The organism is Agrobacterium sp. LMR679 (genome assembly GCF_027157905.1).
GTDB classification, from domain to species: domain Bacteria; phylum Pseudomonadota; class Alphaproteobacteria; order Rhizobiales; family Rhizobiaceae; genus Agrobacterium; species Agrobacterium leguminum.
In genome coordinates, this window is sequence record NZ_JAPVOJ010000002.1 from 601,066 (window position 1) to 621,468 (window position 20,403).

Sequence of the window (20,403 nt, forward strand, 5' to 3'; positions counted from 1 at the left end):
GAGATCAGCAAGAGGCGCGACCACCGCTTCATTCGCAAACGTTAAGACGGCCGAGACCTCACCACGAGTCGATCTCCCCCCTTGAGGGGGAGATGCCCGGCAGGGCAGAGGGGGGTAAGCCACACCCACAAGGCACCGCTAAGCCCCACCCGCGGCAAAAGCGGCGGAGCGAAAACCCATGACCCTCCTCCGCCACCGCATCCTCCCCATCCTCACCGTCCTCCTCGCCATCCTCATCCTCTGGCACCTCGCCGTCATCTACCTCAACATGCCCTTCGCCCGCGACCAGGCCACCCGCGCCGGTCAAATGCCGGGCTTCTTCGAACTCCTGCCGCAAACCTTCGCGCAGGAGCGCCCGGTTCTCCCCGCCCCGCACCAGATTGCCGCCGAACTGTGGGACACCACGGTCAACAAGGCCGTCACCTCCAAGCGCAGCCTCATCTATCACGCCGGCGTCACGCTCTCGGCGACGCTGCTGGGTTTCGCCATCGGTGCTGCGCTCGGCATCCTGCTTGCCGTCGCCATCGTGCATAACCGCGCCATGGACCGCTCCGTCATGCCGTGGATCATCGCCAGCCAGACGATCCCGATCCTCGCCGTCGCGCCGATGATCATCGTCGTCCTGAACTCCATCGGCATTTCCGGGCTGCTGCCGAAGGCGCTGATCTCCACCTATCTTTCCTTCTTCCCCATCGTCGTCGGCATGGTGAAGGGCCTCAGAAGTCCGGAGACGATCCAGCTTGACCTGATGCACACCTATAATGCCTCGCCCGGCCAGATTTTCTGGAAGCTGCGCTGGCCCTCGGCGCTGCCCTATCTCTTCACCTCGCTGAAGATCGCCGTCGCCATTGCGCTGGTCGGCGCCATCGTCGGTGAATTGCCGACAGGCGCCGTTGCCGGGCTCGGCGCGCGCCTGCTTTCCGGTTCCTATTACGGCCAGACGGTGCAGATATGGGCGGCTCTGTTCATGGCCGCCGGTGTGGCTGCGCTGCTGGTATCCATCATCGGCATCGCCCATGCCGCCGTCCTCAAGAGAATGGGAGCCCGGCCATGACCCATCCCGGCTGGTTTTTCGGCGCGATCCTGTTCTGGCTTGCCGCCTGGGCCTTCAACGAATGGCTGGTGCGCCGCCACGTCTCCACGCCAGCGGCAAAACGCATCGGCCGCATCGCCGTGCCGCTCCTCTTCGGGCTGGCCATCCTCGCACTCTGGGAAGGCGTTGTGCGCGGTTTTTCCGTGCCGCCCATCCTGCTGCCGGCCCCAAGCGCCATCCTTGCACGGCTCGCCGGCTCCCTGCCGATCCTCTGGGCCGATTTCCGCCAGACCTTCATCAAATCGGTGCTGACGGGTTATGTGCTCGGCTGCGGCCTCGGCTTTGCCGTCGCCATCCTCATCGACCGGTCGCCCTTCCTCCAGCGCGGGCTGCTGCCCATCGGCAATTTCGTCTCGGCTCTGCCGGTCGTCGGCGTAGCACCCATCATGGTCATGTGGTTCGGCTTCGACTGGCAGTCGAAAGTCGCCGTCGTCGTCATCATGACCTTCTTTCCCATGCTGGTGAACACGGTGCAGGGGCTTGCCGCTTCCAGCCACATGGAACGCGACCTGATGCGCACCTACGCCGCCGGCTGGTGGCAGACATTGGTGAAACTGCGCCTGCCCGCCGCCTGGCCCTTCATCTTCAACGCGCTGAAGATCAATTCCACGCTGGCGCTGATCGGCGCCATCGTCGCGGAGTTTTTCGGCACGCCCATCGTCGGCATGGGTTTCCGCATCTCGGCGGAAATGGGCCGCAGCAATGTCGATATGGTCTGGGCCGAAATCGCGGTCGCCGCGCTCGCCGGCTCCGGCTTTTATGGTCTCGTGGCGCTCGCGGAGCGGGCCGTCACCTTCTGGCATCCGTCCGTCCGTGGGGGACGAACGTAATAACGAAAAAGGGAACAGCGATGAAAATGAAACTTGCATCCATGCTTCTTGCCGGCGCGTCACTCCTGACCGCATTCGGAGCGCAGGCCGCCGACAAGATTACCCTGCAGCTGAAATGGGTCACCCAGGCGCAGTTCGCCGGATATTACGTCGCCAAGGACAAGGGTTTCTATGAAGCCGAAGGACTCGATGTCGACATCAAGCCCGGCGGCCCGGACATTGCGCCCGCCCAGGTTCTGGCCGGCGGCGGTGCGGATGTCATCGTCGACTGGATGCCATCCGCACTTGCCACCCGCGAAAAGGGCGTGCCGCTGGTCAATATCGCCCAGCCGTTCAAATCGTCAGGCATGATGCTGACCTGCCTGAAAGAAACCGGCATCACCAAGCCGGAGGATTTCAAGGGCAAGACGCTGGGCGTCTGGTTCTTCGGCAATGAATATCCGTTCCTGTCGTGGATGGCGCACCTGAAAATCCCGACCACCGGCGGGGCGGACGGCGTGACCGTTCTCAAACAGGGCTTCAATGTCGATCCGCTGCTGCAGAAACAGGCCGCCTGCATTTCCACCATGACCTATAATGAATATTGGCAGGTCATCGATGCCGGCATCAAGCCGGAGGAACTCGTCACCTTCAAATACGAGGCGGAAGGCGTGGCGACGCTGGAAGACGGGCTTTACGTTCTGGAAGACAAGCTGAAGGACGCCAAGTTCAAGGAAGACATGGTCAAATTCGTCCGCGCTTCCATGAAGGGCTGGAAATGGGCGGAAGAAAACCCTGACGACGCCGCCGATATCGTTCTCGAAAACGACGCCTCCGGCGCCCAGACCGAAAAACACCAGAAGCGCATGATGGGCGAAGTGGCAAAACTTACCGCCGGCTCGAAGGGCGCGCTCGACAAGGCGGACTATGACCGTACCGTCAAGACGCTGCTGGGCGGCGGTTCCGACCCGGTCATCACCAAGGAACCGACAGGCGCCTACACCACCGAAATCACCGATGCGGCGCTGAAATAGTCGAATTTAACCCGGATGCAGGGAACGCGCGGCACCGTCCGCGCGTTTTTTGCGGTGGTAACCCATTTGACGAATTACAATATCCCGACCTATACAAAAATGTATATCAACCATCGCGGCTATGCGGATTGATTTGTACGACAACAAGAATTACAGTCCCGCCCACAAGACTGCCAAATTTGATCTTGTAAAATAAGCACTGGGCAAAGGTGCTTAAGATTCGCGTTGAGGGGCGTTTGAATCGGGAGGATCGAAAAGGAAGTATTGTGATCCCTTGTTTCACATTCGCTATCGCATGACCTTTTAAAACGAGCCTTGGGGCTGCAGGACATGCGATCGGATATTGCGCGAGCCAAGACACATGCAGCATAAAGTCACGTTTAACCGCTTTGTATTCCTTCTTCTTTCCGCAACGGCGCTTCCCCTCTCCGCAGCAGCCGAGGGAGAGGCGCAGGCGCCGGTCAAACAGCAGAACCTGCCTTCCATCATCGTCGCCCATGCGGCAAAACGCGATCTCGTGGACCGCATCATCGCCACCGGCACGATCCGTCCCGTGGACGAAATTTACGTCCAGCCGCTGGTCGACGGCCTGTCCATCGACACGCTGAACGCCGATATCGGCGACCGGGTGGAAGCGAATGCGGTTCTGGCCGTGCTGTCCTCCGACAGCCTCGTGCTGCAAAAGAGCCAGCTTGAGGCCAACAAGGCCAAGGCCGAAGCCTCCGTCACCCAGTCGAAGGCGCAGGTGCTGGAAGCGCAGGCCAATCTCAATGACGCCCTTCGCCAGCGCGACCGCGCCGCCAAGCTCGGCCAGAGCGGCTCCGGCTCCGTCTCCGAGACGGAAAAGACCGAAGCGGCCGCTCAGGTGGCGCAGGCCCGCCTCGATGCGGCCAAACAGGCGGTTTCCGCCGGCGAAGCCGACATCAAGGTCGTCGACGCGCAGATCGACGACATCGATCTGAAGCTGACGCGCACCGGCGTGAAAACCCCGGTCGCCGGCATCGTCTCCGCCAAGAACGCCAAGGTCGGCGCAATCGCCAGCGGTGCGGGCAATCCGCTGTTCACCGTCATCAAGGACGGTGCGATAGAACTCGTCGCCGATCTCTCCGAGACCGATATCCAGAAGGTCAAGGCAGGCCAGAAAGCCTATTTGACGGTTGCCGGCGGAGCTGAGAAAATAGAAGGCAAGGTGCGCCTCGTTTCACCCACCGTCGACCCGACGACGCGCCTCGGCTCCGTGCATGTGGTTCTGCCGACCGACAGCCCGGCGCGTTCCGGCATGTATGCCAGCGCGGCGATCATCGTCGAGGAGACGAATGCGCTCGCTTTGCCACTGTCGGCCGTCACCTCCGGGCGTGAAGGCTCGACCACCCGCAAGGTGGAAGGCGACGTCGTCAAGCAGGTAAAGATCGAGACCGGCATCGAAGACGGCGGTTTTATCGAGATCGTCAGCGGTCTTGCCGCTGGAGACAAGGTTGTCGAGAAAGCTGGAGCATTCGTGCGTGATGGTGACCGGATAAGACCGGTGGAAGCCCAGACGGCTGCGTCCAACTGACTGAGGGAATGAGATGAACTTTTCCGCATGGTCAATCCGTAACCCGATTGCGCCGCTGCTCGGCTTCGCGCTTTTGATGATCCTCGGCATGCAGGCGTTCAACACCCTGCCCATCACCCGTTTTCCGAACATCGACGTTCCCGTCGTGGCCGTCACGGTCACCCAGAGCGGCGCTTCGCCCTCCGAGCTGGAAATGCAGGTGACGAAGGAGATCGAGGACGCCGTCGCCGCCATCAGCGGCGTCGACGAAATCCAGTCCACCGTGGTCGACGGCCAGTCGACGACAACGGTTGTCTTCCGCATCGAAAAGCCGACGGAAGAGGCCGTTCAGGACACCAAGGACGCCATCGACAAGATCCGCAGCGATCTGCCGGCCGATATCGAAGTGCCCGTCGTCAGCAAGATCGACGTCGAGGGACAGGCGATCCAGACCTTTGCCGTCTCTTCGCCCAACATGACGCTGGAAGAACTGTCCTGGTTCGTGGATGACACGATCAAGCGTTCGCTGCAGGGCCAGTCCGGCATCGGCAAGGTCGACCGCTACGGCGGCGCCGACCGCGAAGTGCGCGTGTCTCTGAGCCCCGAAAAGCTCGACGCCTATGGCATCACCGCAACTGAGGTGAACAGCCAGCTGCGCGGCACCAATATCGATCTCGGCTCCGGCCGCGGCCAGGTCGGCGGCAACGAGCAGACCATCCGCACGCTCGGCGACACGCGCGATGTGAGCCAGCTCGCCAACACCACGATTGCGCTTTCCAACGGCCGTTTCGTCAAGCTTTCCGAGCTCGGCACGGTCACCGACACCTACCAGGAACAGAAGTCCTTCTCGCGCTTCAACGGCAACCCCGCCGTCACCTTCGCGGTGTTCCGCTCCAAGGGCGCGAGCGAAGTCTCGGTCGCCGAAACCGTGGCGGCAAGCCTCGATGAGGTGCGCAAGAATCATCCGGACGTGTCGATCGAAATGGTCGATGACGCCGTTTATTTCACCTATGGCAACTACAAGGCCGCGCTCGACACGCTGATCGAAGGCGCGATCCTCGCCGTCATCGTCGTCCTGCTCTTCCTGCGCAACTGGCGCGCAACCCTGATTGCCGCCGTGGCGCTGCCGCTTTCCGCGATCCCGACCTTCTGGATCATGGACATCATGGGCTTCTCGCTCAACCTCGTCAGCTTCCTGGCGCTCACGCTCGCCACGGGTATTCTCGTGGACGACGCCATCGTGGAAATCGAGAACATCGCCCGCCATATCAAGATGGGCAAGACGCCCTATCGGGCGGCACTCGAAGCGGCGGATGAAATCGGCCTCGCCGTCATCGCCACCAGCTTCACCATCATCGCCGTCTTCGTGCCGGTGTCGTTCATGCCCGGCATTCCCGGCCAGTACTTCATCCAGTTCGGCCTCACCGTCGCCTTCTCGGTGTTCTTCTCGCTGGCCGTGGCCCGCCTCATCACACCGTTGATGGCGGCCTATCTGATGCGCGCCGAAGATGCGATGGACGATCACCACGACAATGACAGCCGGTTGATGAAGGCCTATACGCGCATGGTAACCGCCACCACCCGCAAATGGTGGGCGCGTTATCTGACGCTGCTCGGCGCCATCGGCTTCCTCGTCGCTTCCGTCATTCTTCTCGCCGGCGTTCCGGGCAGCTTCCTGCCGCCGGACGACGCCTCGCGCGTGACGCTTTCGGTGGAACTGCCGCCCAATGCGACGCTCGACGAAACCGACCGCACGACGACGCAGATCTATCATGCCCTGCGTGACATCAACGGCGTGGAAAGCGTCTTCATCCTCGGCGGCGCTTCGCCCAAGGGCGATCTGGAGCTTCGCCGCGCCACCGTCAACGTCATCCTGCAGCACATCGACCATTCGCTGCTCAAGCTGGTGGTCAACAAGGGGCTGGGCTCCATTCCGCTCATCGGCCAATATCTGCCGAAGGTGGAGGAAAAGGGTCGCACACGTCCGCAATGGGATGTGGAGCGGGATATTTTCGCGCAGGTGCGCGGTATTCCGGATGTCCGCATCATCAAGCTGAACGACCGTGCGGAACGCGAGCTCTCCTTCAACTTCCTTTCCACCAATGAGAAGGATTTGAACGACGCCGTCGGTATTCTCGAAAGCCGCCTGCGCGCTTCGCCCATCCTCGCCAATGTCAGCTCGGAAGGTGCATTGCCCCGCCCCGAACTGCAGATCCGCCCGCGCAAGGATGAGATCGCCCGCCTCGGCATCACGCCGCAGCAGATTTCGCAGACCGTGCGTGTCGCCACCATCGGCGATATCGATGCGCAGCTGACGAAGATTTCGCTGGATGACCGGCAGATTCCGATCCGTGTGCAGGCGTCGCTCGATACCCGCCGCGATCTCGCCACCATCCGCGCGCTGAAGATCAAGACCGCCTCCGGTTCGCTGGTGCCGCTCTATAGCGTTGCCGATATCGACTATTCGGAGGGTCCAAGCTCGATCAAGCGCAACGACCGCAACCGCGTCGTCTCCATCGGCTCCGACGTTCCCTTCGGCACGGCGCTCGATACATCGACGGCCGAGTTCAAGCGCATCGTGTCGGAAACCGACCTGCCGGCGAGCGTGCGCCTTGCCGAAAGCGGCGACGCCAAGGTGCAGGGCGAAATGCAGCAGGGCTTCGTCAACGCCATGCTGCTCGGCCTGATGCTGGTGCTGGTGGTGCTCATCCTGCTGTTCAAGGATGTCATCCAGCCCTTCACCATCCTGTTCTCGCTGCCGCTTGCCATCGGCGGCGTGGCGGTCGCGCTCATCATCACGCAGAACGCGCTGTCCATGCCCGTTCTCATCGGCATCCTGATGCTGATGGGCATCGTGACGAAGAACGCCATCCTGCTGGTGGATTTCGCCATCGAAATGCGCCGCCACGGCATGGAACGGGTGCATGCCATGGTCGAGGCCGGCCGCAAGCGCGCCCGCCCGATCATCATGACCTCCATCGCCATGTCGGCGGGCATGTTGCCCTCCGCGCTCGGCGTCGGCGAAGGCGGCTCGTTCCGCGCGCCGATGGCGATTGCGGTGATCGGCGGCATCATCGTCTCGACGGTGCTGTCCCTCATCGTGGTGCCGGCCTTCTTCCTGATCATGGACGACCTGTCGCGCCTGCTCGCCCACCTCTTCGGCCGCTTCGTCGGCAAAAAGGAAGAGGAGGAAGAGGCCCTCTCCAACGAGAAACTCTCGGAGATCGCCCGCGAAAACAGCCTGGCGCTCTCCTCGCTGGAGGCGCGCGTCGCCAGCATGGAAAAGGGCACCGGCGACAAGGCCGCAGACAAGGGCAGCAACATATTGCGGCTGCCGCCGCTTGCTGCGGAGTGAAGCTTGCAGAATAACGATTGAGACGCCGGGCCCTGTGCCCGGCGTTTCTTTGGGCGTGTAAAAGGGCAAAACGTCGCCGCCTGTTTCTTCTCCCCGAGGGGGAGAAGGTGGCCCGAAGGGTCGGATGAGGGGGCTAGCGCTCGATCTATCTCTGGCCTTGCCCCCTCATCCCGCTGCCGCGACCTTCTCCCCCTCGGGGAGAAGAAATATGCGGCGCTCGCCCGCTCCATATTCCCCCTGTGCTTCTCAGCACGAATGGACGAACCATTTCCTCCCGTAACGATTGCAATCCTGTTTGATCGAAATCAATTCGCTTTCCAGGTGAACTGCTAATCTCCCTCGCATCGGGAATTGCCGGTCGAAGGATAATGCGATGAGCTCTTTTCAGATAGGCGTGCGGGAACACGAACATCCCCGGTTTCGTCTCGCTTCGGACAGCCCGGCAAAAGGTATGAGCGGGAGCCGGATGGACGTGAACAAGACCGTGAAGCTGAGCAACAGGGACAGGAACATTCTGCTGCGTGCACCCTTGATCGGGATAGCGGATGATGCGGCGGCATTGAAGCTGATGGAGGCGGCGACCATCACCAATGTGAACGCCCGCCATGTGCTCTTCAAGGAAGGCGAAGCGGCGCAGCATTTTTACTGCGTGCTCTCGGGTTACGTCAGGCTTTACCGGCTGGACCGGCATGGCCGCGAGGCGGATGTGCGCGTCAGCGGCCCCGGCGATACCTTCAACGAATGCCTGATTTTCGGCAGCGATACCTATCGCTACAGCGCGCAGGCGGCGGAAAGCTGCACCGTGGCGCGGTTCGAACTTGCGAGAATCCGCAGTCTGATCGATCAGGAGCCGGCCATCGCCAAGGCCGTCATGCGCTGCCTGTCCAACAGCCTGCTGGCCACGATGGATTGCATCGCGAACGACCGGCTGCAGACGGCGCCGCAACGTGTCGCCCATTACCTCATCAATCAGGGCCCGCGCGACGCGACATCCTTTTCGCTGCGGCTGCCATTCCAGAAAAGCCTGCTCGCCGGCAAGCTCGGCCTCGCGCCGGAAGCACTGTCGCGCGCCTTTTCGGCACTGAAAAAGGCTGGCGTCACCGTGCGCGGACGCATCGTGCAGGTCAATGACGTCGCCGCGCTGAAGCAGATCTGAAAATACCGGGAGAGGACGAAGGGCGGGATGCCATCAGGCATTCCGCCCTTCTGCATGTCCGAAATCGGAAAATCAGCCCGGCTGCGGCACGAAGCGGAAGCTGTCGCCCTGCCGCTCGACACGGAAAAATCCACCGAGATGACCGCCGGAAACCAGCCAGCCGTGATCGGCGGCCTCGGCCAGCGCCTTGAGGCGTGTTTCGTAAGCAAGCGCGGAATCGATATCGTAGACGAAACCGACGCCGGGATCTTTCACCTGCAACGCGCTCACATGCAGCACGTCGCCCCATAATAACAGCCGCTCATCGCAATTGCCGATCAGATAACCGGTGTGCCCCGGTGTATGGCCAGGCATGGCGACTGCCTCGATACCCTCGGCGACCGCGCCCATGGGGATCGGCCGCAACATCGGGCCGCAAATGTCTAGCAGCCGCGCGGCAAGGTCGAACCCGCCCTGCCGGGCCGGCGGCAGGCTCTTGCGCGCCTCCGCGCTGCTGAAAAAGCCAAGATCGGCCTCGGGAACCCATATGTCGGCATTGGGAAAATAAGGCCGGTCGCCGTCGATGAGGCCAAGCGCATGGTCGCCATGAATATGGGTGAGGATGACACGCGTCACATCGGCCGGCTGAATCCCGGCGGCGATCATCGCCGCGCGGGCATGGCCATAGGCCGCACCCCAGGCCGTGCCGCAACCGGCATCGATCAGCCAGATGCCGTCAGGCCCGGACAGCGCAAAGCAGTTGACGTCCATATCCACCGTTTCGCCCCAATGGCCGGCAAGGGCCGCAGCCAGCGCTTCGGCGCCCTGACGATGGATGAGATGGCCGACCGGCGCCTTGTAGACACCGTCGACAAAACGGGAAACCTCGTAAGCACCGAACCGGCGGGCGATAGCCATATTTCAGAGACCGCCCTGCTCTTTCAGAAAACCGACGATGCGATCCACACCGTCGCCGCGTTTCATATCGGTGAAGACGAAGGGCATGGCGTTGCGCATGCGGGTCGCATCGCTATCCATGACGGAGAGGTCAGCGCCGACATAGGGTGCAAGGTCCTTCTTGTTGATGACCAGCAGGTCCGAGCGGGTGATGCCCGGCCCGCCCTTGCGCGGAATTTCCTCACCCTGACAGACGGAGATGACATAGATGGTGATATCGGCCAGATCGGGCGAAAAGGTCGCGGCAAGATTGTCACCGCCGGATTCGATGAAGACCACATCGAGATCGGGAAACCGCGCATTGAGCCCGGCAATCGCCTGCAGATTGATCGTCGCATCCTCACGAATGGCGGTATGCGGGCAACCGCCCGTCTCGACGCCGACGATACGCTCGGACGGCAGCGCCTGCATGCGCACCAGCGCCTCGGCATCTTCCTTGGTGTAGATATCGTTGGTGACGACCGCGACGGAATAATCCGCGCTCATTGCCTTGCAGAGCTTTTCCGTCAGCGCCGTCTTGCCAGAACCGACCGGCCCGCCAATGCCGACGCGCAGCGGCCCATTACCCGATTTCATGCCCGATTTCACGACTGTGTTTCCTTCACTATGCTTTGGTATTTTCTACCTTAATGCCTTGGACCAACACTTCAAAAGAAAGCAAGAACCGTGCCGCCTGTTTCTTCTCCCCGAGGGGGAGAAGGTGGCCCGAAGGGTCGGATGAGGGGGCAACGCCAGCGATAAACTGAGAACTCGCCCCCTCATCCCGCTGCCGCGACCTCTCCCCCTCCGGGGAGAAGAAACAAGTGGCATGCGCGCGCTCAATCGATGCCGTAGCTCTCAGGAACGGAAAAGCCGGGTGCCCTGCGTTTCATGGCGCATGGCTGCCGTATCGGCGATGATCGTCGCGCTGCCGAGATCGTCGAGCGTGGATTGCATCGCCCACGCCGCCATCTCCGCGATGATCGCCTCGCTTGCGGCCAGAATGGCAACGCCATCCCTCTGTCCCGCGACCCCGAGGCGGATGCCCGCTGAAACGATCTGCGAGGCGCCGGCATGCAAAAAGGCGGCAATCGTTTCCCTGAGCGGCACCGCATGACCGGCGGCGACCGCCCCGACGGCGACGGGATAGGGAACGTCCTTCGGCAGCAGGTCCAGAACCGCATGCGGCCATGCGCCGGCGGCGGCAACGAAGGCATCGCCCAGAAGCACCGTCTCGCGGTATCGCTCCGCCGAACCGGCCAGCGCCCGCGCCAGATTGGCCGTTTCGCTCAACACGGCCGCATCCCCGGCGCTGCGCCAGGCATGCGCCAGAAACACCGCATCGTTCCAAAGGCTGCCGTGGCGCAACAGCGTTTCGAGCCAGTCGCGCAGGGCCGCCGCATCGCCGACACGCCGATCCTCCACCGCCTTTTCAAGCCCGCCGGAATAAGAAAAACCACCGACGGGAAAGGCCGGCGACATCCAGGCCATCAACCGCAGCAACGCGGCGACGCCGCGATCTTCACTCACGGCTCAGCCGTGATCGTGATGGTGATGCCCGTGGTCATGACCATGGGAATGGCCGCCATGGGCGTGGTAAGCGCCGCGCGCCGGCTGGAATGGCTCTTCCACCTCACGCACGGTGGCGCCCAGACCTTCCAGCATGGCGCGAATGACATGGTCGCGCAGGATGAGAATACGCTCTTCCTCGATCTGCGCGGAAAGATGCCGGTTGCCCAGATGCCAGGCAAGCTCGATCAGGTGAAGACGATCCTTCGCCTTGATTTCGAACAGCTTTTCATCCGCCGCACGGACCTCGATCAGATCACCGTTCTCCACCACCAGAAGGTCGCCATGGGCAAACAGCACGGCTTCCTTCAGATCCAGCATCACCATCTCGTCATTTTGCAGATGCAGCAGCTTGCGGCGCAGATGCCGCTGGTCATGCGCCAGGGTGACATAACCGGAAGCTTCGTCGGCAGGGGTTCCGGCCGGATGATAGGAGGTGACGCGCAGCATGGGATGATCCGTTTCAGAAACAGTCTTGGGGGTCTGATTTTTGCCGGATAGGCGGGGTGATTTCAAGGTGGATACAATGCAAGGCGTGAAAAAGGTCGGCATTGCCGGCAGAAAGACTTGAGGCGCCCGGCAACTACTCCCCCGTCATGCCGGACTGGATCCGGCATCCAGCCACGGCGCGTCTGCGCCGTGAGAGGAGTCTTTCGCGATCAAGGACTTGATCGCGAAAGACTCCGGATCTGGTCCGGGGTGACGGTGTGCGGATGAGGCGGCACCGCGAAAGACAATCACGTCCCAGAAAACGAAAAAAGCCCGGCATTGCGGCCGGGCTTTCGCAAAATCGTAAAACCGAAATCAGGCCGCAGCGCGTGCCTTCAGGTTTTCCAGAATGTTCTGCGGCGCGGAAACGCCATAGGGGTCGGATTCGCAATTGTCCGAATAGCCCTCTTCCTCGAACCACTGCTCGACGACGCCATCGTTGACGACGGCGGCGTAACGCCAGGAGCGCATGCCGAAACCGAGATTGTCCTTGGCGACCAGCATGCCCATCTTGCGGGTGAACTCACCCGAACCATCCGGAATGACCTTGACGTTTTCGAGGTTCTGGCCCTTTGCCCAGGCATTCATGACGAAGGCGTCATTGACCGACAGGCAATAGATGTCATCGACGCCGAGCGCACGGAACTCGCCCGCCAGCTTTTCGAAATCGGGAAGCTGGTAGGTCGAGCAGGTCGGCGTGAAGGCGCCGGGCAGCGAAAACAGAACGACCTTCTTGCCCTTGAAATAATCGTCGGAGGTCATGTCCTGCCAACGGAACGGGTTGGGGCCACCGACGGCCTCATCGCGAACGCGCGTGCGGAAGGTTACGGCGGGCACTTTTTTGCCGAGCATGTCTTGTCTCCTGTTCTGGCGTTTTGCGAGGATCGCTTGGGATCGATCCGCGCGGAATTCTTTTGCCGTTTCCATAGCGCAAGACGCGCTGCGGTGCAGCATAAAAATCCCGATTTCAAAGGAGATTCAAACAGGCCACGTACCACTTGATGCAACTATAAAGTATTGTTTACAGAAATACACTTTTAAGTAATATTCCGCCACCCAACGGGAGACACTGAAATTGATTTTGAAAGATCGCGTACTCAATCATCTCGACAGTACCCTCAGAGCCTATTTCGACTATAGCGACGGCCCACAATGCTCCAATCTGCGTGGCTTCGTCGCAGGGCTGGTCACGGATGTCTGCGAAAAGATGGATGGAGACTTGCTGCGGAAGGTCGCGGAAAAGGTAGACGGCAAGAGTTTCGCCGAATGGCGGTCATGGTACATCGATGAAGTCGTGACTTTGCAGGCCAGTGCAGTGGGAGCATTCGCCCATCGCATCATTGATGTGGAAACGCTCAGCCCCTCGGCGCTCAGCCGAAAAGTGCCCTGCGAGCTTGGCTACAGACATGCGGATGAATTCATCGCCTGCTGGGAAGAGACCTATGCAAAGCGGCAAGCGGAGAAGGAAAAGCTGCCTTCATCGAAAAAATTTCAGGACAAGCGCAACAGCCACACGGAGCCGCCTTACCTGATGAAAGATATCTTGGGGCTCTCCTGGTGGCGCAAGCGGTCAAAATGAAGGACGGCAACAAGGAATCGACCAAGGAAATGCTGGCGGTTTTCCGCATCATCGCCAGCGCCGGGCTTTCGCTGATCCTCCTTCTGGCCACTTTCAAGAACAGGACGCCGGACCTTTCCAATTGGCTGGTTTACCCAGCTGCCCTGTTTTTCAGCGTCTCTTTGCTGTTCTGCCTCTACCTGTTTCTGCAAGCCATAACCCTGCTTGCGGGCGAGGCGGACGCCATCATCGATCAGCCGAGGATCAAAATCCCCGCAATGGCGGCCATGGGGCTGTTCATGGCCGGCGTTGCAAGCCTGCTGACCGCACTCATGTGCATCTGAGCGCGGAGCAGCCGTTTCTCAGAACAGGAAATAACGCTGCGCCATCGGCAGCACCGTTGCCGGCTCGCAGGTCAAAAGCTCGCCATCCGCCCGCACTTCGTAGGTTTCCGGATCGACCTCGATATGTGGGGTGAGCGAATTGTGGATCATCGACGCCTTGGAGATGCCGCCGCGGACATTCTTCACCGGCAGCAGCTTCTTGGCGACGCCGAGGCGCTGGGCAAGACCCGCATCCAGCGACGCCTGCGACACGAAAGTGACCGAGGAATTGGTGCGCAGCTTGCCATAGGCGGCGAACATCGGCCGGTAATGCATCGGCTGCGGCGTGGGAATGGAGGCATTCGGATCGCCCATCGGGGCGGCGGCAATCGAGCCGCCGAGCAGCACCATCTCCGGTTTCACGCCGAAAAAGGCAGGATTCCACAACACCAGATCGGCGCGCTTGCCGACTTCGATGGAGCCGATCTCGTGGCTGACACCCTGGGCGATGGCCGGGTTGATCGTATATTTGGCGATATAGCGGCGGACACGGAAATTGTCGTTTTCGCCCGTTTCTTCCTTCAGGCGGCCGCGCTGGCGCTTCATCTTGTCGGCCGTCTGCCAGGTGCGGATCGCCACTTCGCCGACGCGGCCCATGGCCTGGCTGTCGGAAGAGATGATCGAAAACGCGCCGATATCGTGGAGAATATCCTCCGCCGCGATGGTTTCCTTGCGGATACGGCTTTCGGCAAAGGCGATATCTTCAGGGATGGACGGCGACAGGTGGTGGCACACCATCAGCATGTCCAGATGTTCGGCGAGCGTGTTGACGGTGTAGGGCCGCGTCGGGTTGGTGGAAGACGGAATGACGTTGGGATTGCCGCAGACCTTGATGATATCGGGCGCGTGCCCGCCGCCCGCCCCTTCGGTGTGAAAGGCATGGATGGTGCGGCCCCTGATGGCGGCGACCGTATCTTCCACGAAGCCGCTTTCGTTCAGCGTATCGGTGTGGATCATCACCTGCACATCGTATTGATCGGCCACCGTCAGGCAATTGTCGATGGCGGCCGGCGTCGTGCCCCAGTCCTCATGCAGCTTCAGCGACGACGCGCCGGCAAGGATCATCTCTTCCAGCGGTGCGGGCAGCGATGCATTGCCCTTGCCCGCCAGCGCCAGATTCATCGGGAAGGCATCGAAGCTTTCGATCATCCGCTCAATGTGCCATGCGCCGGTGCATGTGGTGGCAAGCGTGCCATGCGCCGGCCCGGAGCCGCCGCCCAGCATGCAGGTGATGCCGCTCATCAGCGCTTCTTCGATCTGCTGCGGGCAGATGTAATGGATATGCGCGTCCATGCCGCCGGCCGTCAGTATCCTGCCTTCGCCGGCAATCGCCTCCGTCGATGGGCCGACGATGATCGTCACGCCCGGCTGCGTGTCGGGATTGCCAGCCTTGCCGATGGCGTGGATGCGGCCGTTCTTCAGGCCCACATCCGCCTTGTAGATGCCGCTATGGTCGACGATCACCACATTGGTGATGACGGTATCGACCGCGCCTTCGGCCCGCGTCGCCTGGCTCTGGCCCATGCCGTCGCGAATGACCTTGCCGCCGCCGAATTTCACTTCCTCGCCATAGATCGTGTGGTCCTTCTCGATCTCGATGAAGAGTTCGGTATCGGCAAGACGCACCTTGTCGCCAACGGTCGGGCCGAACATGCCGGCATAGGCGGCGCGGGAAATCTTGTAGGGCATGGGCTCAGGCTCCTTGGAAACACAACGAACGGCGCGGACGTATCTTCTTAGGCAACTTCCGGCGTTTCAGCGAAATCGCCGGTCAGTGGCAAATCTATAACTCGTTCGGGCAGTGCCCTGATGAGAGCACGTGTCATGCTGGCAAAATCATTCGCGAGGAAAAGACGTTCGCTGGCATTGACCAAAAAATCGTCCGACAGGTCTTTAAACAATCTTAGCTGAACAGAGACGTTCCGATGGGCGCTGTCATGGACATCCTCATATTTGTAAGTATAGCCGGCCGCCTCTGCAGCCCGGACGACATATTCCAGCCTATGTCTCGTATCGGCTCCCTCCACCGGATCGGCATCGAGAAAATATGAGACCACCAGCCGCTTAACATTCACCTGAACATATATTTTCTGATCAACACCATAAGCGAGCACCCGGTACTGGCAATAGTGGTTGCCCTGATCGTAATTCACCAATATTCGGGTTTTCGTCACCAGCGGGTTTGGCCGGTAAGACGGGGTCAATTCTCCGAAATGACCTTCCTGATATTCGACGATACGCAGAGCATCCGGTATTTCCCGAATGAGAAAATCCTCGGTCCGTTTCTTCAGAAACGAGACATTCACGTTAAAGCGAGTATAAAAAACCACGGCAATAACGCCCAGCCCGGCGGCGCATGTCTGCGCGAGCGTCAGCCCCGTGGTTACCACGCCCGCATCGACCTTTTCATTCAGCAAGAACAGAACGACTGCTATGGAGAGCAGGAAGAAAAATATCGCAAGGACGGTAATCGCGATTTTTGCACGGCGCGGAATATATAATATATGTTCATTGCTCATTGTGTCAGGCCGCACTCAAAATTGGTCGATCATCGTTTTTAGTTCTTCCGCCCGCTTGCCGCTCATCTCAGCGCGGCAGGAAGCGATCAACATCGGTTCCATCGAGCCGCCGCGCGCCTGAAAGCCTGAAAGCGCGCAATTGGCGTCACGAAACGCGACCCACGCGCGCTGGGCAGTCACCAGCGCGTCGGTCGCACCCTTGCCGTCCGCATCCGCCGTCCTGTCGCGCTCGGCGAGCAGCTTGCGCAGCTTCTGATATTCGGCGTTGAGTTTCTTGTCGGCCTTTTCGTAATCCTTGCCGGCGCAGATGGTCATGTCCGCCTGCGTCTGCGGAGCCTTGCAATCCGGCTCGCCCTGCGCGGCGGCCGGCATGGACAGGCCGGCGGTCGCACAAAGAAGCACGGCCGCCAGAAGGGCGTTTTTTCGGCTCATCTCCATCGCTCAGGCCGCCGCGCCATCGAAAGCCCGCGGCTTCAACGCCCGGGGATCGACACCATCGAGACAATTGGCATTGACCGCCACCATCGGCGTTCCATCCGGCCCGTCGGCATAAGCAAAGCTCTCGATGCCGCAGGTGGAGCAGAAAAGATGATGGATCTTGTGTTTGTTGAAGAGATATTCCGCCAGCTTGTCCTCGCCGGAAAGCAGCGTGAATTTCTCACGCGGCGCAAAGGCGAGCGTGGAACCGAGACGCTTGCAGCGCGAACAATTGCAGACGATGGTGTGATCGAGATCGGCATCGACCTCGAAGCTCACATCGCCGCACTGGCAGCTTCCGTGATAATGCGCCGTCGCCATTTCATAACCTCCCCATGACCTGTTGACGGAAACCGTAAACCTCTCGCTTGCCGGAAAGCGGCACCAGCGTCACTTCCCGCTTCTGGCCGGGTTCGAAACGAACCGCCGTACCGGCCGGAATATCGAGGCGCATGCCGCGCGCCTTGTCGCGGTCGAACAGGAGACCCGCATTGGTCTCATAGAAATGATAGTGGCTGCCCACCTGCACCGGCCGGTCGCCCGAATTGGCGACTTCGATGGTCACGGTCGGTTGGCCGGCATTGAGTTCGATGCTGCCCTCTGCGGCAATGATTTCGCCGGGTTTCATGGTATTTCCCCTTTTGTCTCAGGCAGCGTTGGCCGCCGTGCAGCCTTCGGCCTTCAGGACGCGCCGTGTCGACGCGGGATTATTGACGAGTTTCGCCGCCGGGCGAACGGGCCTGCGAACCAGCTCACCGCCGCAATTGGGGCAGGCGCCGTGCAGCACATCCGTCACGCAATCGACGCAGAAGGTGCATTCGAACGAGCAGATCATCGCATCCCGGCTGTCGGGAGCAAGATCGCGGTCGCAGCATTCGCAATTGGGCCGAAGCTCCAGCGCCATATTCGCCCCCTTACCGGATCGGTTCGTGAACGGTCACCAGCTTGGTGCCATCGGGAAACGTCGCTTCCACCTGCACATCATGGATCATTTCGGCGATGCCTTCCATCACCTGGTCGCGGGAAATGACATGCGCGCCGGCTTCCATCAGCTCCGCCACGGCGCGGCCGTCGCGTGCGCCCTCGACCACGAAATCGGTAATCAGCGCAATCGCTTCGGGATAATTCAGCTTCACGCCGCGTTCCAGCCGGCGGCGCGCCACCATGGCGGCCATGGAAATCAGCAGCTTGTCTTTTTCTCTTGGGCTAAGGTTCATCGTGGTCCCGCAGCTTGGAACCTGTTCCGCAAGCATGGTTGCGGCAAGCAGATCCGACATGTTGACAGACCCCGAAGGCCGCCGGTTGCCGACGATCCGAAGGGTTTACAGATTCCAGACTTTCGGCACTGGCGCGCCGTTTCGCAAGAGCGAAATGATCGGAAAAAGCAATTTTCTCAAGGAGAAACCATCGGCGGCAGAGACGCGAACGACAAGCTTGCCCTGCCATTCGCTGGCACCGCCGCTTTCCCCGGCAATAGCCCGGATTTTAGGCAGAAACGCCTCGGCCATAGGCCCGATATAAAGCAGCGTCGCAAAGGCGACCTGACCGGCCAGAACCGCCGGTTTCGCGGTCAGCGCCGCCACCTCGCCTTCCAGCAGAAGCTCTTCGGCATGCACCAGCTTACCCCCGTGGCGAATGCGCCAGCGGTCGCGGAAAAGACCGTGCGTCATCGCCTCGCCCATGGCCTTCCGGCCGAGCAGCACGGCTTCGACAGCGATGAATTCGGAAGATTGGTCGAGATCGGCTTCCAGCCGGCGGGTCAGCGACGCCCGGTCGAAAAGGATTGTTTCCTGCGGCAGCCAGTGCAATCTGGCGCCCGGCCCGGCGGAAACGCGGGCGGTAACGGTGGCTGTGCCGGAGGATGCCTTGTAGACCTTCTCGCAGGCCTGCGTGGTTACCACCAGCGAGGTGCCGGCGCCGGCAACCGCCTGCCATTCCATCTCGTCTCCGCCGGTCAGGCCGCCGGAGGAATTGATGAGAATGGCTTCGGCTTCGTTCGAAAAGGTTTCCGGCAGACGGATTTTGGCGCAGCCTTCCTGGAACAGTTCCTGCAGCCGGCTGCGCCCTTCAACCGCTTTGGTTACAATGCGTCCTCTGCCACGGGCGCGCTGCTGCCGGACAGGTTGAGCGTCTTGGCGACCGGAAGGGCCGATGGCTTGCTGTTCTGGCTGCACGCGGTCTCCGAAGCGGTTGCGGAAGCGGATGAGGCCTTTGCGCCGCAATCCTTCTTGACGACGGCATCCACGACGAGCTGCCCTTCCGTATTGCGGAAGAAATCCCACATTCTTTCCGCCGCATCAACCGTGCGCGTCACTTCGCCTGTGGGCATCTTGCGCTCCACGGCCGGTTCCGCCTTCGGCGTCTGTTCGCCGCCCGGCTTGCGGGTGACGACGGCGCTTGCGGCCAGCACTTCCGCCTTCATCGTCGCGCGCGGCCAGGCGTGGTCCCAGTCGTTGATGACATAGGACTGAATGCGTGCGCCGGCCTTGCAGACATCATAGGAATTGACGGTGAAACTTTCGCCCACCTTGCTTTTGGCAGCGCCCTTGCAGCCGTCCATTTCGGCCCAGCGCTTCAGCGCCGTCTCGCCGCCATATTGCCAATAGGACTTGCCGCCGCCCTGATAGGGGTTGGCGGGATCCTTCAACCCGGCAAAGGCGATGATCGACATCGGCCGCGCCGGCGTGCAGCTTGCCGCATCCGGTGCCCATTTGCCCTCGGTCTCCAGCGGATAACCCGCGCGCAGCGAGGCGACGAAACCGGCAGCGGTGAAATCCGCGCTGCCATTGCAGATGAATTGCGACAGCATGCGCCCGCCGCCGGAATAACCGGAACCGTAAAAACGCTCCTCATCCACGCAGAACTTGCCCTTCACCATGGTAATGGCATCGTGAATGAAACCGACCTCGTCCAGCCCGCCCGGACGCTTGGTAACACCGGGAACATTCCAGGCATGGGTGCCCGGCAATTCGCCATTCAGGCTGCCGGCCAGCGCCACAACCACCAGACCGTCACGCTCGGCCAGCTTGTCCCAGCCGCTGCGGTTCATCTGGCCATGCGGATTGCTGTTGGAGCCATGGAAATCGAACACCACGGGCAGCGGCTTTTTTCCATCATAGGCCGAGGGAACAAAATAGACGCCGTCGCGTTTTTCACCGTTGGAGAGAATGGAAAAATCATGCCTGCCCGGTTCCATGCCGGGTCCGGGCAACTGACCGCAGGTCGATGCCGACGCTGCGACACCGGCGCTCGCGCACATCGCAAGACCCAGAAAGAGAGTGCGGGCGGAGCGGAACAGCCGGGCGGCCCGGCCAATGGCAAAGTCTTGATGCATTGACACGCCTTTATTGGGCACGGTTTTCCCGACGATACGTCGGACGTGCGTGGAATGTAAGGGATCAACTGTCGCGGCGTGCGAATAGACTTTTCCTGTGTCTCGCATGCAGCATTTTCGCTGCCAATATCACAGGCAATTATTCAATGAAATGCTAAAATTACGCATGAAAGCCATG

Annotated in this window: 22 protein-coding genes; 8 read left to right on the forward strand and 14 right to left on the reverse strand. The window is 61.0% G+C overall.

The annotated features are described in order from the left end of the window. Positions 1 to 178: 178 nt before the first annotated feature. The 6 genes from O3W47_RS13750 (at position 179) to O3W47_RS13775 (ending at position 8,981) form a co-directional block, all read left to right on the forward strand. On the forward strand, positions 179 to 1,054 hold the full coding sequence (locus O3W47_RS13750; protein ID WP_269313967.1) for an ABC transporter permease: 876 nt from the start codon (positions 179 to 181) through the stop codon (positions 1,052 to 1,054). Continuing rightward, the gene (locus O3W47_RS13755) at positions 1,051 to 1,923 is read left to right on the forward strand and encodes an ABC transporter permease (protein ID WP_137003920.1); all 873 of its coding nucleotides are present in this window, start codon (positions 1,051 to 1,053) and stop codon (positions 1,921 to 1,923) included. Before O3W47_RS13750 ends, O3W47_RS13755 begins: the two co-directional genes overlap by 4 nt. Before the next feature lie 20 nt (positions 1,924 to 1,943). Then, a complete protein-coding gene (locus tag O3W47_RS13760; RefSeq protein ID WP_020813653.1) occupies positions 1,944 to 2,936 on the forward strand; it encodes an ABC transporter substrate-binding protein in 993 nt (330 codons plus the stop codon). A gap of 361 nt (positions 2,937 to 3,297) precedes the next feature. Beyond that, positions 3,298 to 4,491, forward strand: a complete 1,194-nt coding sequence (locus O3W47_RS13765; RefSeq protein WP_003520590.1) for an efflux RND transporter periplasmic adaptor subunit — start codon at positions 3,298 to 3,300, stop codon at positions 4,489 to 4,491. Between the two features lie 13 nt (positions 4,492 to 4,504). After that, positions 4,505 to 7,825, forward strand: a complete 3,321-nt coding sequence (locus O3W47_RS13770; protein ID WP_080815973.1) for an efflux RND transporter permease subunit — start codon at positions 4,505 to 4,507, stop codon at positions 7,823 to 7,825. 466 nt (positions 7,826 to 8,291) lie between these two features. Further along, the gene (locus tag O3W47_RS13775) at positions 8,292 to 8,981 is read left to right on the forward strand and encodes a Crp/Fnr family transcriptional regulator (protein WP_078051694.1); all 690 of its coding nucleotides are present in this window, start codon (positions 8,292 to 8,294) and stop codon (positions 8,979 to 8,981) included. 72 nt (positions 8,982 to 9,053) lie between these two features. Here O3W47_RS13775 and aidB read toward each other — a convergent pair whose 3' ends face one another. The 5 genes from aidB to O3W47_RS13800 form a co-directional block, all read right to left on the reverse strand. Next, positions 9,054 to 9,878: an AidB family quorum-quenching N-acyl homoserine lactonase gene (aidB, locus tag O3W47_RS13780; protein ID WP_269313968.1), complete on the reverse strand. Its 825-nt coding sequence runs from the start codon at positions 9,876 to 9,878 to the stop codon at positions 9,054 to 9,056. A 3-nt stretch (positions 9,879 to 9,881) separates the two neighbouring features. Then, complete coding sequence (ureG, locus tag O3W47_RS13785) at positions 9,882 to 10,493, reverse strand: urease accessory protein UreG (RefSeq protein WP_269314842.1); 612 nt, start codon at positions 10,491 to 10,493, stop codon at positions 9,882 to 9,884. Positions 10,494 to 10,754: 261 nt separating this feature from the next. Beyond that, positions 10,755 to 11,426 (reverse strand): urease accessory protein UreF, encoded by a 672-nt coding sequence (locus O3W47_RS13790; protein ID WP_170985833.1) that lies wholly within the window; start codon positions 11,424 to 11,426, stop codon positions 10,755 to 10,757. Positions 11,427 to 11,429: 3 nt separating this feature from the next. Continuing rightward, entirely contained in the window at positions 11,430 to 11,915 is a 486-nt protein-coding gene (gene ureE / locus O3W47_RS13795; RefSeq protein WP_003520598.1) for an urease accessory protein UreE, read from the reverse strand. Positions 11,916 to 12,269: 354 nt separating this feature from the next. Next, entirely contained in the window at positions 12,270 to 12,806 is a 537-nt protein-coding gene (locus O3W47_RS13800) for a peroxiredoxin (protein ID WP_003520599.1), read from the reverse strand. A gap of 223 nt (positions 12,807 to 13,029) precedes the next feature. Between O3W47_RS13800 and O3W47_RS13805 the strand changes: the two genes are divergently transcribed. Continuing rightward, positions 13,030 to 13,533 carry a hypothetical protein gene (locus O3W47_RS13805; RefSeq protein WP_137003925.1) on the forward strand — a complete coding sequence of 168 codons (504 nt, stop codon included), beginning with the start codon at positions 13,030 to 13,032 and terminating at the stop codon, positions 13,531 to 13,533. Further along, positions 13,530 to 13,856, forward strand: a complete 327-nt coding sequence (locus tag O3W47_RS13810; RefSeq protein ID WP_137003926.1) for a hypothetical protein — start codon at positions 13,530 to 13,532, stop codon at positions 13,854 to 13,856. The genes O3W47_RS13805 and O3W47_RS13810 overlap by 4 nt, the downstream gene beginning before the upstream one ends. A gap of 18 nt (positions 13,857 to 13,874) precedes the next feature. Here O3W47_RS13810 and ureC read toward each other — a convergent pair whose 3' ends face one another. The 9 genes from ureC to O3W47_RS13855 form a co-directional block, all read right to left on the reverse strand. Next, positions 13,875 to 15,584 (reverse strand): urease subunit alpha, encoded by a 1,710-nt coding sequence (ureC, locus tag O3W47_RS13815; protein ID WP_137452762.1) that lies wholly within the window; start codon positions 15,582 to 15,584, stop codon positions 13,875 to 13,877. Between the two features lie 47 nt (positions 15,585 to 15,631). Further along, a complete protein-coding gene (locus O3W47_RS13820) occupies positions 15,632 to 16,414 on the reverse strand; it encodes a hypothetical protein (protein WP_127757941.1) in 783 nt (260 codons plus the stop codon). A 15-nt stretch (positions 16,415 to 16,429) separates the two neighbouring features. Continuing rightward, the gene (locus O3W47_RS13825; protein WP_269313969.1) at positions 16,430 to 16,852 is read right to left on the reverse strand and encodes a lysozyme inhibitor LprI family protein; all 423 of its coding nucleotides are present in this window, start codon (positions 16,850 to 16,852) and stop codon (positions 16,430 to 16,432) included. A 3-nt stretch (positions 16,853 to 16,855) separates the two neighbouring features. Beyond that, complete coding sequence (locus O3W47_RS13830; RefSeq protein WP_269313970.1) at positions 16,856 to 17,212, reverse strand: GFA family protein; 357 nt, start codon at positions 17,210 to 17,212, stop codon at positions 16,856 to 16,858. 1 nt (position 17,213) lies between these two features. Then, entirely contained in the window at positions 17,214 to 17,519 is a 306-nt protein-coding gene (locus O3W47_RS13835; RefSeq protein WP_003520607.1) for an urease subunit beta, read from the reverse strand. Between the two features lie 18 nt (positions 17,520 to 17,537). Then, positions 17,538 to 17,795 carry a DUF1272 domain-containing protein gene (locus tag O3W47_RS13840; RefSeq protein ID WP_142779660.1) on the reverse strand — a complete coding sequence of 86 codons (258 nt, stop codon included), beginning with the start codon at positions 17,793 to 17,795 and terminating at the stop codon, positions 17,538 to 17,540. Positions 17,796 to 17,805: 10 nt separating this feature from the next. Continuing rightward, on the reverse strand, positions 17,806 to 18,108 hold the full coding sequence (locus tag O3W47_RS13845) for an urease subunit gamma (RefSeq protein ID WP_035219978.1): 303 nt from the start codon (positions 18,106 to 18,108) through the stop codon (positions 17,806 to 17,808). Between the two features lie 105 nt (positions 18,109 to 18,213). Continuing rightward, positions 18,214 to 19,065: an urease accessory protein UreD gene (locus tag O3W47_RS13850; protein WP_269313971.1), complete on the reverse strand. Its 852-nt coding sequence runs from the start codon at positions 19,063 to 19,065 to the stop codon at positions 18,214 to 18,216. Then, positions 18,972 to 20,225: an alpha/beta hydrolase family esterase gene (locus tag O3W47_RS13855; RefSeq protein ID WP_269313972.1), complete on the reverse strand. Its 1,254-nt coding sequence runs from the start codon at positions 20,223 to 20,225 to the stop codon at positions 18,972 to 18,974. The genes O3W47_RS13850 and O3W47_RS13855 overlap by 94 nt, the downstream gene beginning before the upstream one ends. Between the last annotated feature and the right edge of the window lie 178 nt (positions 20,226 to 20,403).